The organism is Pseudomonas sp. IPO3747 (assembly GCF_013385245.1).
GTDB classification, from domain to species: Bacteria; Pseudomonadota; Gammaproteobacteria; order Pseudomonadales; family Pseudomonadaceae; genus Aquipseudomonas; species Aquipseudomonas edaphica.
Window position 1 is genome coordinate 82,477 of the sequence record NZ_JACAQL010000024.1, and the last position, 12,913, is coordinate 95,389.

Consider the following 12,913-nt stretch of genomic DNA (forward strand, 5'->3'; position numbering starts at 1 on the left):
AAGCCGACGTACGAGGTCGGCTTCTTCAACAGCTTTATGCGAGAGAAATCATGCCAAACATTGTTGCGTTACACAACCCTCGGGGATTCACCCGTATGGACAATAGCCTTATGGAGGCTTTGGCTACGGTTGATCTGCCAGCGCGTGAACTGCGCGTTCTCATGGCCATTGCACGCCAGACCATCGGCTATCAACTGGAAACCAAACGCCTGACTGCCGACGACATCGGCAAACAGACCAACTTGCGCCGCGACGTTACGTCGAAGGCGATAAGCCACCTTCTTGAGCGCCGAATAATTTTCCGCGTTGGCGGGAGCCGTGGGGATATCGGCATCGCGCCAGTCCGTGAGTGGTCTTTCTTCGAAGAAAAACAACAACGTCTCACTGAGACCAAAACGTCTCACTCAGCCAATATCGTCTCACTGAGACCATCTGCGAGTGAGACCAAAACTGCTCACTCCCTTCTTTATACAAAGAAAGAACCCCTATTAACTCTTTCTTCGAAAGAGATTAATCCGCCCCAGGAGCCAGTCGAACCTCCGAAGCCTGATCGTAAGACTCTGTTCGGCATGGCGCAGTTGCTGGGCGACAACCCGCACAACGTCCCTGAGCAACTGCTGGCCGACTGGCTGACACAGCGCAAGGCCAAACGCGCTGCCGTGACAGCCACCGTCTGGTCGACCGTGAACACCGAGTTGGCCAAGTGCGCCGAGGCCGGGATCACCGCAGACGATGCAATCACCGAAGCGCTGAATTCTGGCTGGCAGGGTTTCAAGGCTTCCTGGGTGATCAAGCGCCTGGCGGAATCCGCACCGGTGTCGGCCCCCCAGTCTCGCCACACCGGTTTTGCTGACCGCAACTACACCGATGGCCTGATTCAGCGTGAGGACGGTTCCTATGCGATCTGAGCCCGCCCAGCAAACCCCAGAACTCCCGCCGGGGACACGCATCCAGCCCGCTGAATGCGAAACCCACGGCCACTACGACCAGAAGATTTTTCCGGTGCTGGGCAAGGAGCTGAAGAGCGGTTGCCCTGAGTGCGGCCGGATCATTCGCGAGAAGGCTGAAGCTGCGGAGTTGGCCAACGAGGCGATGGAGCTGCGCATGGCTATGGAGCGCAAGCTCGGCGCCGCACTGATCCCCAAGCGCTTTGCGAGCAAGACGCTGGACGGCTACGTCGCCACCACCGCCGGGCAACGCAAGGCCTTGGCTACCTGCCGTCGGTACGCCGCCGAATTCGCGCAAATTGCCGAGACCGGCCGCTGTCTGTTGCTTCTGGGAAAACCAGGTACCGGCAAGACGCACCTGTCCGTGGCGATCGCCAACGAGATCATGGCCAAGTCGAGCGCAACCGCTGTGTACCGCACCATCGGTTCCGTACTGCAGGCGATCCGGGCCACCTACGACCGCACCAGCGACCAGAGTGAAAGCCAAATCCTTTCGAGCCTGATCAGCCCCTCGCTGCTCATCCTGGATGAGATCGGCGTCAGCAAGGAGAAGCCCAGCGACTTCGAGTTGACCACGCTGTTCGCGATCATCAACGGACGCTACGAACAACTGCGCCCGACGGTCATCGTTTCAAACCTGGACGGCCAGTCGCTGCCGGCCGCCATCGGCGAGCGCTGCATTGATCGCCTTCGAGAGGGCGGGGTGATCGTCATTCCGTTTGAGTGGGAATCGCAGCGCGGAAAGGAGGGTTTCTGATGTCCGACAAAATTAGCGTCAACTGCCAGGCCAAACTCTCCGAAGTCATCACCAAAATCAGCGCCATGTACAAAGACAAGAAGTATGTCGTCGTGACCCTGCGCGCGGGCAAGGACCGAACGCTTGACCAAAACCGGCTGTGGTTCGGAATGTACAAGCGCATCGCCGAGATGACCCAGATCGGCGACCCGGCCGACGCCCGCCGGTACTGCAAGCTGCACTTTGGCGTTCAGATCTTGCTGAATGAAGATGCTGGCTTTCAGGCCGAGTGGTACAGGGTCATGCGTCATCTGCCATACGAAACGAAGCTGGCCATGATGGGGGAATGCCACCTGTTCGGGCCGGACGGTTTCCCGGTTACCAGCCTGTTCAATCGCGCTCAAGGCATCAATTACACCGACCGCATCGCCGCCTATTTCACGGGTCATGGTGTGGTTTTTACTGATCTACTCAGCAAGGAGGCTGCATGATCGCCAAGCAACCCAAACCGAAGAAGTGCAAGAACCCAGCATGCGGTATCAGTTTCCCGCCGCAGCGACTGGGGCAGGCCGTATGCAGCCCGAAGTGCGGCCTGGCCATCAAGGACGTTAACCAGGCGAAGGCGCGCAAGTCGCTGGCTCAGGTCGAGAGCCGCGAGATCAAGGTCCGCAAGGAGAAGCTGAAGAGCCGCGGCGAACACATGCGAGAGGCTCAGCAGGCGTTCAACGAATACATCCGCATCCGGGACCAGTCCGCCGGACACCTCTGCATCTCCAGCGGCAAGCCGTTGGACTGGAGCGGCAACGCAGTCGATGCCGGCCACTATCGCAGCGTTGGCTCCGCGCCGCACCTGCGCTTCGATGAACGTAACTGTCACGCCCAGAGCAAGCAGGACAATCGCTTCCTTTCGGGCAATGCCGTGGATTACCGGATCGGCCTGATCGCGCGCATCGGCCAGCAGGCCGTCGACGCTCTGGAAGCTGACCAGAGCGTGCGCAAGTACACCGTCGAGCAGATCAAGGGCATCAAGGCCTACTACCGGGCGAAGACAAGAGAACTGAAGAGGGCTGCAGCATGAAGATCAATTCAGCGCGCCAGGCGTGGCATGACTGCAACTACAACCCCGCGCCGGGTCAGTCCTCAGATGCCGCAGAGCTTGGAGTGGTGGTGCAGAGCAGCGAACGGGGGCCTACGGCAAATCATGCGGTGCACGGTGCTTTGGCCGGCCATATACAGTCGGCGATAGCGCGTCTCCACTACCAGTTGCGGGCCTTCGGAAACGCCATGTATGCGGCAGAGCCGACCGATGATGATCGAGATGAGGCGGAAGAAGCGGTTTTCAACCTGGCATGTTCTCGGGTAGAGCGCATGACTGCCAGCAAGCGTGAACGTGCCGCGTACGTCGCAAAGGGCGTGTTTCGCCGTTATCGATACATGCACCAGGGGGGGCAGTCTTCCAACCCTGATCCGCTCATCAAGCCAGAGATCTTTCGTGCATGGGTGGAAGGGGAGTACGGCATCAAGCTCCCCTCAGCAGCTTGGGGGAGGGATTGGGAGCCCTTCGTGCAACTTTGCTTCGACGCCTGCTATGACATCGACGCCAAGGCGCTGAGCCCAATTGGCGGGATAATTTACAAGATGAAAGAGGCCGCTTGACTTACCGCACGGCTGGGGGCATTATTTCCCCACAGTTAGTATTTTGCCTTCGGCAACTTGCACTGGAAATTCAAGAAACCCGGCCATCGCGTCGGGTTTTTTATTGCCCACGGAAAGGGCGATTCAGCAAAAGGAATTTGCAGATGTTGAAAGAATTCAGATGCGGTAACTGCAAAAGACTTCTCGCCCGTACGGGTGGGTTTACAGAGCTCCAGATCAAATGTTCCCGATGTGGGACGCTGAATCATGTGAAGGCCGCGAGCCTCGAGCAATCGCCTTTGAGCGACATGAATGCGGAATCCTCCGCTATCAATCATTCGATTCAATAGGTGAAAAAATGTCCCATAGTGGCTTTCGTATTATCCTTTTTAACAGTGCCAATAATGGCAGCGCTATCCTGCCTCCGCGTAACTGTCTGGTGGCAGGGCAGTATCTCGAGTCTCCAAGCAAGCAATACAAGCTGATCCTAGAGGCGGATGGAAATCTACGTCTTTACGATAACGGCGCCCCAATCTGGGTGGCTGATAGCAGTGTTCCTTACACGTATGTAGACAACCGTCCAAATACAGATTTGGTCACTTGTTTCTACATGCAAGGCTCTGCCTTTTTGGTCGACCGTGTAGGTAGTCGTACCTGGGCAACCCAGGGTGATTGGATTAACGGGGCTGCGGATCGCGCTTACCTGCAGGTGCAAGATGACGGCAACGTTGTCGTTGTAGATGGGGTTCCTCGGTGGGCTCGATTTGGCTTCACCCCGACCGCTGTTCCGACACGTGGTGTGTTCTATCCAGATCACAGTACGGGTGATCTCCCGACTTTCTACACTTATCACTGGAACAACGCTTTTTAACTCGACCAAGAGCCTCGGCATTCGCCGGGGCTTTTTCGTTTTCGGCCCCGCCACACCCATTGCTCCGAGCTGGGAGTGCTGCTGGGGCTGATTCAATTTGCAGGCCATGACCTGCCATATTCCTAACTCCCTGACGGGGAGGAACCGAGATGTCCAATATGCCAGACAAACCAGACACCTGGGCGATAGCGCTTGCGTGGTTGAGCCAGCATTCGCCAATCCTCTATGCGGCTGCGTTGTCCTGCGCCATGGCCGTCCTACGAATCACCTACGGCGGTGGTACACGTCGCCAGATGCTGGTGGAAGGCGCCATCTGCGGAGGCCTGACACTGACCATTATCAGCGGGCTGGATTTCTTCGGACTGCCCCAGAGCATGGCGACTTTTGCCGGTGGCTGGGTTGGCTTCCTGGGCGTGGAGAAGATCCGAGCCATTGCCGACCGTGTGACGGACTTTAAGCTGCCAAGCCGCAAGGTTGATTAATCCGCGCCACGTTTTCGGATGCGCCAAATCGTGGCGCGAGGTTATGCAGATGAGCAAAGTCACCCGCCTTCGACACGCGCTCCCGATGAGCCCGGATATCAACACTGCGGTAAGCGCTCTCGACAAGGCCATTGCCAATGCCGTGGACGCTGCGAAGTCTTCCGGACTTCCTCAGGGCCTGATCGTCGGATTGCTCCATGGACACGCCCATGCACAAACACATCAGATGGTGACCGGATGACTGTTGAGGTTCTTGAGTTCAAGCGGGAAGACTGGCGCGACGCCGCCAAGACCCTGCGCAAGATCGCCGATGAGCTCGACGCCAGCGAGCATCCCGAATGCACCGTGGGCGCCTTGACGCTGATCGGCGCAAAGGGAGAGGTCACCGTGTTCGGTCTCGGCCCCAAGTGTGACCACCTGCAATGCCTTGGTGCCATGCGCCTGAGTTAGCGGAAACTGATCGATATGCTGATGGGGGCGAATGAGTGTTGGTGTAACTCCGACAGATACATATCTTTGCTGGCAGGTGCAGAAATCTATCCGTGATCTAACCTCAAAACTGCCTATTTTGGGCAGTATGGGGAGACAGATATGAAAAAAGTAATCTGCATAATCGCCACTCTAGCTATCTTCACTTGTACGGGTGTTAGAGCTGCTTTGGAGTGTACTGATTCAAGCGTTGAGTCATATCCTGATATGAGCGCGTATCCAACAGCGGTGATAGGCGGGCAATCGGAAGATGTGAGGAAGGGGCACGCGGACGCTAGCTTTTGGAAGGTGAACAAATTTTGTCGTAGCGTTTATAACTGGTATGAAAACCGGGCAAAGTGCTCCGAAGGGTACAAGCTAGGGATTGGCCTTACTGGTGGTGTGTTTGGTATAGCGGGCGCGGTCATGGCTGCTGCTGGAACGGGTGGTGTGGCTCCCGGGATAGCAGCCGGAGTGGCAGGTCTTGTTAGCACAACACTGGGGTCAAGCGAAAAGGGGCCTTTGGGTACAGCGGCGTACGAGGCGAGAAGAGCGGCAGTTGGGCAGGCGATAGAGAATGGAGTGAAGTCATTCTCTGCTGCGAAGACAGCCAGTGAATCAAACATCGCCGCGGTTGGATTGCTTGCTCAATGCCCAACACCATAAAACATCACTTCTCAAATGTGCGCTACAGACCCAGCCAAAGTGCTGGGTTTTTATTTGTGTCAGTAGTAGAAAGAAGGAGGCATTGGTGGACAGGCCATACCCTCCATCGTCACTGCTTGAGCTGTCGGACCTATCCGACTTCGGCATCCGACTAACCCCAGCTCCCGAAGTATGGGACTGGCTCCAAGCCGAGATCCTCGCCGACACCGGCAGCATTCACAACGAAGACCATGCCCACCTACTGGATGCAGACATCCGGATCATGTGGGCTTCGTCGAGCTTTGAGAAGCAGGGTAGGACAATCCTGGGCCAAGCCGAACAAGTAGCGTTCCGCGCCGGAGGTTGGCAGAAAGCCCGGATGGAGCAACAGATGCGTGATTGGTTCGGCGACGTGCCGGCTTTCATCATCACCCTGGCCGCTGATTACTGCGCTCAGTGCAGTGACCTTGAGTTCTGCTCCCTGATCGAGCACGAGCTGTATCACCTGGCTCACGCGACCGACAAGTACGGTCAACCAACATTCACCCAAGATGGCGCACCGAAGATCAAGCTGCAGGGCCATGACGTCGAAGAGTTCGTCGGTGTTGTCCGCCGCTACGGTGCAAGCCCTGACGTTCAAGCGTTGGTGGATGCTGCAAACAGTCCTGCTGAGGTGGGGAAATTGAACATTGCGAGGGCCTGCGGAACCTGTCTGCTGAGATCGGCCTGATTCTTGACAGGCTCTAGACGGATGAGAATTTATGGCAGCCCTGAAAAATGAGGTGAAGAGCTTCATCGTTCAGGCGCTGGCGTGCTTTGACACCCCATCCCAGGTGGTGGAAGCCGTCAAGAACGAATACGGGGTTGTGGTGAGCCGCCAGCAGGTGGAGACGCACGACCCAACCAAGTCCGCGGGTAAGGGGCTGGCGGTGAAGTGGGTGACCCTTTTCCACGACACCAGGAGGCGGTTCCGAGAAGAGACCGCAGAGATCCCGATTGCCAACCGCGCCTTCCGGCTTCGTGGCCTGGGGCGAATGGCTGAGAAGGCCGAGAACATGCGCAACCTGGCGCTGACCGCTCAGTTGTACGAGCAGGCCGCCAAAGAGGTGGGCGATGTTTACGTGAATCGTCGCCTCGAACCTGAAAAACCACTTGGCTCCCACGCTGACCAGCAGCACGCCGTTGCTGAGTACACCCTGGAGCCTGATGAGAATGTCCCCGCTACCCCGTACCTTTGACCCGCCGGTGAAGCTGACGCCCAAGCAGGCGAACATTTACTGCTGGGGGTTCCAGCCAGAGGCCCGCTTCCGTGATGCGGTGTGTGGGCGGCGGTTCGGCAAGACGTTTCTGGGCAAGGCCGAGATGCGCCGCGCGGCTCGACTAGCGGCTGAGTGGGGTGTGAGTGTTGAAGACGAGATCTGGTACGGCGCACCGACCTTCAAGCAGGCCAAGCGCGTGTTTTGGAGGCGCCTTAAGCAAGCCATTCCCGAGGCGTGGCGTGCACACCGCCCGAACGAGACTGAATGCTCGATCACGCTCAAGTCCGGCCACGTAATGCGCGTGGTCGGGCTCGACAACTACGACAACCTCCGGGGCTCCGGCCTGTTCTTCGTCCTGGTGGATGAATGGGCAGACTGCACGTGGGCGGCTTGGGAAGAAGTGCTGCGGCCGATGCTATCGACTTGTCAGTACCAGATTCCAGGCGTTGGTATGCGGAAGGGCGGGCATGCACTGCGCATTGGCACTCCGAAGGGCTTCAACCACTGCTACGACACCTATCTGGACGGCAAGCCAGGCGGCGAGCCTGATCACAAGAGCTGGCAGTACACGTCATTGCAGGGTGGCAACGTTCCTCCTGAAGAGCTTGAAGCGGCTCGCCGGAAAATGGACCCGCGCACCTTCCGGCAAGAGTACGAAGCAGGCTTCGAGAACTACGCGGGCGTCGTCTACTACACGTTCAATCGCGACGAATGCCGAACCAGCGAGCGAATCAAACCGGGCGAGGCGTTGCACATCGGTATGGACTTCAACGTCATGAAAATGGCCGCCGTCGTCTATGTCGTGCGTAACGATCTGCCAATGGCCTTGGATGAGTTTCACGGTGTTCGGGACACGCCGGAGATGATCGAGAAAATCCAGGCCCGGTTCCCTGGGCACTCGGTGGCGGTCTATCCCGACGCCAGCGGGCAGAACACCAGCAGCAAAAACGCGAGCGAGTCCGACTTGTCGCTGCTGAAGAAAGCAAAATTCACGGTGATCGTCGACTCCACAAACCCAGGCGTGAAAGATCGCGTGAACTCGGTAAACGCCATGTTCCTAAACGCCTACGGCGAGCGACGACTGAAGGTCAACATCGATCAGTGCCCTCAGCTCACCCTGTGTCTTGAGCGACAGACCTACACCGACAAGGGTGAGCCGGACAAAGATCCGAAAAAGGGTCATGACCATATGAACGATGCCGCCGGCTACTTCATCGCCAAGCGCTATCCGATCAAAGCGATCGTCACTTCTATCAAAATGGGATACGCCCGATGAGCAACGACGTCTCCTTCAAGCGGGCGGAATACACGGCAGTGTTGGACCGCTGGGCGACCGTTCGCGACGTCTGCGCGGGCCAGCACCGGGTTGTGGATCGGCTGCCGTACATCAACGCGCACGACAAGTCGCCGGAGAACGAAGACCGCAACCGGGCATACCGCGAGCGCGCGGTGTTCAAGAACGCCACTGGGCACACCCGAAACGGTTTGCTTGGCCTGGCCTTTCACAAAGACCCGACGCTGACGGTGCCGAAGAAGCTGGAATACCTACAGGACAACGCCAACGGCTCCGGCGTGAGCATTTACCAGCACTCCCAAGGAACGCTGGAGAAGGTTCTGGAGGCAGGTCGCCACGGTCTTTACGTCGACTATCACCAAGACGATGGTATCGGTGGGCATTCGGTGATCCTGTCCTATTGCGCAGAAGACATCATCAACTGGCGCACCGGCATGGTGAACGGTCACAGCGTGCTTACCCTGGTGGTGCTGCGCGAGTCGCCGGAGATTCCTGATGGCTTCGGCTACAAGACGGCTGAGCAGTACCGGGAGCTGGCGCTGGAGGACGACGGTTTTGTTTGCCGCGTCTGGCGCCGGTCCGGGCCGAAAGGTGGTGGGCCGCTGACTGTCATCGAAGAATTCAAGCCGGAAGGCGTTACGGGGCGCCTCAAAGATATTCCGTTCACCTTCGTCGGTGCACAGAACAATGACCCGAGCATTGATGAGTCACCGCTCTACGACATTGCCATGATCAACCTGGGCCATTACCGGAACAGCGCCGACTACGAAGACAGCGTCTTCTGGTGCGGTCAGGCCCAGCCGTGGATCAGCGGGCTGGATGAGTCCTGGCGCGACTGGATGGAGAAAAACGGCATCTATGTCGGTTCCAGAGCCCCGATGATGTTGCCGGTCGGAGGCGCTTTCGGCTACGCCCAACCTGCACCGAATACGCTGGTCAAGGAGGCCATGGCTGACAAGAACCAGATGATGATCGAACTGGGTGCGCGGATGGTGGTGGCGTCACTTGCCACCAAGACCGCTACCGAGTCACGCGGTGATCAGTCGGCCTCCACATCAGTCCTGGCTGGCTGTGTTGCCAACGTCAGCGAGGCCTACACGCGAGCCATTATGTGGTGCTGCATGTACATGGGTATTGCCGACAAGAAGGTCGCCTATCAGGTCAACCAAGAGTTCGTCGAACTGACGGCTGATCCGCAGATGATCACCGCACTGGTTGGCTTGTGGCAGCAAGGCGGTTTCGCCAAGGCAGACCTTCGGGCCTACCTGCGCAAGCTGGGCCTGATCGCACCAGAGCGCACTGACCTGCAGATTGACGGCGAGCTGGAAGAGCAGGGCGACGGCCTGGACCTGGACGACGAGGACAAACCAAATGGCGGCAAACCAAGCAATCCTTGATGCCAGCATCCGGCACGCGGTCTTCCTCGAAAAACTCAAGGCGGGGGAGGTGGGCAAGTTCGCCCCCTTCCTCAAGGAGATCGATCGCTCGATCCGCGACCGGCTGACCCAGTCGGACCTGACCGAGTACAACGTCAAGCGCCTGGAAGCGCTGCTGAAGGAGGTCGACAGCCTGTTGCTGGGCATCTTCGACCGTTACAGCGCGCAACTGAACCTTGATCTGGTGGATATCGCTAACTACGAGGCGCAGTTCGAAGCGACCAGCCTTGCCCGTTCCGCGCCTGTAGGTGTCTCGCTGGATGTGGTCGCGCCGACGGCCGCTGCAATTCGCACCGCAGTGCTGACGAATCCGCTCAGTGTGCGCGGCACCGGCGGCGGGAAGCTGCTGAAGGCCTTCATCAAGGGGTGGACCGGTGCGGAGCGTGAGCGCGTCACCGGCACCATCCGGCAGGGCTTCTTCGAAGGTCAGACGAACTTCCAGATCATCCGCAACATTCGCGGCACCAAGGCGGCAGGGTACAAAGACGGCATCTTGGCCACCACCAATCGCAATGCCAGCACGGTCGTGCACACCGCGATTCAGCATGTGTCGTCCCAGGCGCGCATGGAGGTGGCCAAGGCCAACACGGATATCGTCGAAGAGATCCAGATCGTGGCGACGCTGGACAGCAAGACCAGCCAGCAATGCCGGTCACTGGATGGTCGAAGGTTTCCGGTCGAGTCTGGCCCCAGACCACCGTTTCACCCGAATTGTCGAACCACCTTCATCATGCTGACTAGGCTCAGCGAGCTTTTCGCCAAGGATGCCACGCGAGCTTCAGTAGGTGCTGACGGCGGTAGGCAGGTGAATGCCAGCCTTGACTACTACCACTGGTTACAGCAGCAGCCAGCAGCGTTCCAGGATGCTGCAATTGGTCCTGTTCGAGCAAAGCTGTTTCGTGAGGGTGGTTTAACCGTCGAGCGATTCACCGAACTGCAGCTTGATCGCAACTTTGCGCCGCTAACACTCGCCCAGATGAAGGTTTTGGAGCCTCTGGCATTCGAGCAAGCGGGCATTTGAGATGTGTGCAAACCACCTAATTTTGCCCCTTGAAACGAGCTTTATCATGTCGCTTCAATCAACAATTAGGGGTTACATGGGCATGGATTTTGAGCAGGGTGTAAGGGTAACGGGCGATATGATTGAGTCCTTTTTCAACATTATGATGGCGCGTTATCCAAGCGGTACAGGCGGCTTTGATGATTTCCCAATCGAAGGGCCAGTTGGTCGTGAGGAGGAGATTTATCAACTGGTGAGTCAGCGACTACAAGAAAGCTACCCCTGGGTGGAACTAACACTCACGGCGGAAAGAAAGATTCGTTGCTCCGGCATGACTCCATAGTTTTTCCTTAGACACACTAGCCCTGGCATTAGCCGGGGCTTTTTTATGCCTGCAAAGCGGGCTTACCGAACCCTAGGGGTGTATCAACGTGGCAGAAGAAAACGAAATCGACCTGGACAATCCGGCAATCAAGGCCGCTATCGCGACTGCCGTTGAAGCATCTGTTTCTGGCCTCAAAACCAAAAACACGGAGTTGCTGGGCAAGCTTAAAGACACCACCGGCAAGCTGACGCAGTTCGAGACCCAGTTTGAGGGCATCGATATCGACGCCGTCAAGGGCCTGCTCAGCCGTGCGGGTCAGGACGAAGAAACCAAGCTTCTGACCGAGGGCAAGGTGGACGAGGTCTTTAACCGCCGCACCGAGCGCTTGCGTGGCGACTACGACAAGCAGTTGAAGACCATCAGTGAGCGAGCCGAGAAGGCTGAGTCCTTCGCTGCCAAGTTCCAGGGCAAAGTCCTGAGCGACTCGGTACGCGGCGCAGCGCTGAAAGCCGGCGCTCTACCCGAAGCAACCGACGACATCATCTTGCGCGCCAAAGGCGTGTTCACCCTTAACGAAGATGGAGAGGCGGTCGCCGTTGATGAATCCGGCCAGGTCATCCTCGGTAAAGACGGCAAGACCCCTCTGACTCCGCTCGAATGGGCCGAGTCTCTGCGCGAAAGCGCACCTCATCTGTGGCCAAGGGCTTCAGGGACATTTGCCCCGGGCGGGGGTGGCGGCAAGGCTGCATTCAAGCGCTCCGAAATGACCTCCGAGCAGAAGCGCGACTTTCAGCGCAAGCACGGCCAAACCGCATATCTCGCATTGCCCAAGTAAGGGGATTGACCCATGGCTACAACCGTTAACAGCGACCTGATCATCTACAACGATGAGGCGCAAACCGCATACCTCGAGCGTGTCCAGGACAACCTGGATGTGTTCAACGCATCGTCCAACGGCGCGATGGTGCTGGACAATGAACTGATCGAAGGCGACTTCCGCAAGCGCGCTCTCTACAAGCTGAACGGCTCTCTGGAGCACCGCGACGTCAACTCTGACGGCAAGGTAACTGCCAAGAAGATCTCCGCCGGCGAAGCTGTTGGCGTCAAAGCTCCATGGAAGTACGGTCCATACCAGACCACCGAAGAGGCGTTCAAGCGCCGCGGTCGTCCGGTCGAGGAGTTCTCCCAGATCGTCGGTGCCGACGTCGCTGATGCGACTTTGGAAGGCTTCATCCAGTACGCAACCGCTGGTCTGCGCGCTGCCATCGGTTCCAACGCTGACATGGTGGTTTCGGCCAACATCGAAACCGACGGCAAGAAGACGCTGACCCGCGGCATGCGCAAGTTCGGCGACAAGTTCGGCCGTATTGCTCTGTGGGTCATGCACTCCAGCGCCTACTTCGACATCGTCGACGAAGCCATCACCAACAAGATCTATGAAGAAGCCGGCGTCGTGATCTACGGCGGTCTGCCGGGCACCCTGGGCAAGCCGGTACTGGTGACCGATACCGCGCCAGCGGACGTGATCTTCGGCCTGCTGCCAAACGCGGTAACCATCACCGAGTCGCAAGCCCCGGGTTTCCGTTCCTACGAAGTGAACGACGAAGAGAACTTGAGCATCGGCTACCGCGCGGAAGGCACCGTGAATATCGATGTGCTGGGTTACAGCTGGAAAGCCACCACTGGCGGTTCCAACCCAACCCTGGCCGCCGTCGGCTCCGCTGCCAACTGGATCAAGCACGCAGGCAGCAACAAAGTCACCGCCGGCGTGATGATCACGCTCACTGCAACGCCTCCTGTCACTGGCGGCTAAGT

The 12,913-nt window shown here is 58.1% G+C and carries 19 protein-coding genes; all 19 read left to right on the top strand.

Annotated features, from left to right (window positions below):
- Nucleotides 1-50 precede the first annotated feature (50 nt).
- Nucleotides 51-908 carry a replication protein gene (locus HX790_RS25210; protein WP_176992368.1) on the top strand — a complete coding sequence of 286 codons (858 nt, stop codon included), beginning with the start codon at nt 51-53 and terminating at the stop codon, nt 906-908.
- Nucleotides 898-1,704, top strand: coding sequence for an ATP-binding protein (locus tag HX790_RS25215; protein WP_176992369.1), 807 nt, complete (start codon nt 898-900; stop codon nt 1,702-1,704). The genes HX790_RS25210 and HX790_RS25215 overlap by 11 nt, the downstream gene beginning before the upstream one ends.
- Nucleotides 1,704-2,174: a hypothetical protein gene (locus HX790_RS25220; RefSeq protein ID WP_176992370.1), complete on the top strand. Its 471-nt coding sequence runs from the start codon at nt 1,704-1,706 to the stop codon at nt 2,172-2,174. The genes HX790_RS25215 and HX790_RS25220 overlap by 1 nt, the downstream gene beginning before the upstream one ends.
- Nucleotides 2,171-2,761 (top strand): recombination protein NinG, encoded by a 591-nt coding sequence (locus HX790_RS25225; protein WP_176992371.1) that lies wholly within the window; start codon nt 2,171-2,173, stop codon nt 2,759-2,761. The genes HX790_RS25220 and HX790_RS25225 overlap by 4 nt, the downstream gene beginning before the upstream one ends.
- Nucleotides 2,758-3,339, top strand: coding sequence for a hypothetical protein (locus tag HX790_RS25230; RefSeq protein ID WP_176992372.1), 582 nt, complete (start codon nt 2,758-2,760; stop codon nt 3,337-3,339). Before HX790_RS25225 ends, HX790_RS25230 begins: the two co-directional genes overlap by 4 nt.
- Nucleotides 3,340-3,482: 143 nt before the next feature.
- Nucleotides 3,483-3,668 (top strand): Com family DNA-binding transcriptional regulator, encoded by a 186-nt coding sequence (locus HX790_RS25235; protein ID WP_370589388.1) that lies wholly within the window; start codon nt 3,483-3,485, stop codon nt 3,666-3,668.
- Between the two features lie 8 nt (nt 3,669-3,676).
- Nucleotides 3,677-4,189: a hypothetical protein gene (locus HX790_RS25240; RefSeq protein ID WP_176992373.1), complete on the top strand. Its 513-nt coding sequence runs from the start codon at nt 3,677-3,679 to the stop codon at nt 4,187-4,189.
- 149 nt (nt 4,190-4,338) lie between these two features.
- Entirely contained in the window at nt 4,339-4,671 is a 333-nt protein-coding gene (locus tag HX790_RS25245) for a phage holin, lambda family (protein ID WP_053256748.1), read from the top strand.
- A gap of 49 nt (nt 4,672-4,720) precedes the next feature.
- The gene (locus HX790_RS25250) at nt 4,721-4,912 is read left to right on the top strand and encodes a hypothetical protein (RefSeq protein WP_176992374.1); all 192 of its coding nucleotides are present in this window, start codon (nt 4,721-4,723) and stop codon (nt 4,910-4,912) included.
- Nucleotides 4,909-5,121 carry a hypothetical protein gene (locus HX790_RS25255; protein ID WP_176992375.1) on the top strand — a complete coding sequence of 71 codons (213 nt, stop codon included), beginning with the start codon at nt 4,909-4,911 and terminating at the stop codon, nt 5,119-5,121. Before HX790_RS25250 ends, HX790_RS25255 begins: the two co-directional genes overlap by 4 nt.
- 141 nt (nt 5,122-5,262) lie before the next feature.
- On the top strand, nt 5,263-5,805 hold the full coding sequence (locus tag HX790_RS25260) for a hypothetical protein (protein WP_176992376.1): 543 nt from the start codon (nt 5,263-5,265) through the stop codon (nt 5,803-5,805).
- A gap of 85 nt (nt 5,806-5,890) precedes the next feature.
- Entirely contained in the window at nt 5,891-6,514 is a 624-nt protein-coding gene (locus HX790_RS25265; RefSeq protein ID WP_176992377.1) for a putative metallopeptidase, read from the top strand.
- 31 nt (nt 6,515-6,545) lie between these two features.
- A complete protein-coding gene (locus HX790_RS25270) occupies nt 6,546-7,022 on the top strand; it encodes a DUF2280 domain-containing protein (protein ID WP_176992378.1) in 477 nt (158 codons plus the stop codon).
- The gene (locus HX790_RS25275) at nt 6,997-8,319 is read left to right on the top strand and encodes a terminase (protein ID WP_176992379.1); all 1,323 of its coding nucleotides are present in this window, start codon (nt 6,997-6,999) and stop codon (nt 8,317-8,319) included. Before HX790_RS25270 ends, HX790_RS25275 begins: the two co-directional genes overlap by 26 nt.
- Nucleotides 8,316-9,734: a DUF4055 domain-containing protein gene (locus tag HX790_RS25280; protein ID WP_176992380.1), complete on the top strand. Its 1,419-nt coding sequence runs from the start codon at nt 8,316-8,318 to the stop codon at nt 9,732-9,734. The genes HX790_RS25275 and HX790_RS25280 overlap by 4 nt, the downstream gene beginning before the upstream one ends.
- Entirely contained in the window at nt 9,709-10,794 is a 1,086-nt protein-coding gene (locus HX790_RS25285; protein ID WP_176992381.1) for a minor capsid protein, read from the top strand. Before HX790_RS25280 ends, HX790_RS25285 begins: the two co-directional genes overlap by 26 nt.
- A gap of 46 nt (nt 10,795-10,840) precedes the next feature.
- The gene (locus tag HX790_RS25290; protein ID WP_176992382.1) at nt 10,841-11,116 is read left to right on the top strand and encodes a hypothetical protein; all 276 of its coding nucleotides are present in this window, start codon (nt 10,841-10,843) and stop codon (nt 11,114-11,116) included.
- An 88-nt stretch (nt 11,117-11,204) separates the two neighbouring features.
- The gene (locus tag HX790_RS25295; protein WP_176992383.1) at nt 11,205-11,933 is read left to right on the top strand and encodes a hypothetical protein; all 729 of its coding nucleotides are present in this window, start codon (nt 11,205-11,207) and stop codon (nt 11,931-11,933) included.
- A 12-nt stretch (nt 11,934-11,945) separates the two neighbouring features.
- Complete coding sequence (locus tag HX790_RS25300; protein WP_122822492.1) at nt 11,946-12,911, top strand: major capsid protein; 966 nt, start codon at nt 11,946-11,948, stop codon at nt 12,909-12,911.
- Nucleotides 12,912-12,913: the final 2 nt, after the last annotated feature.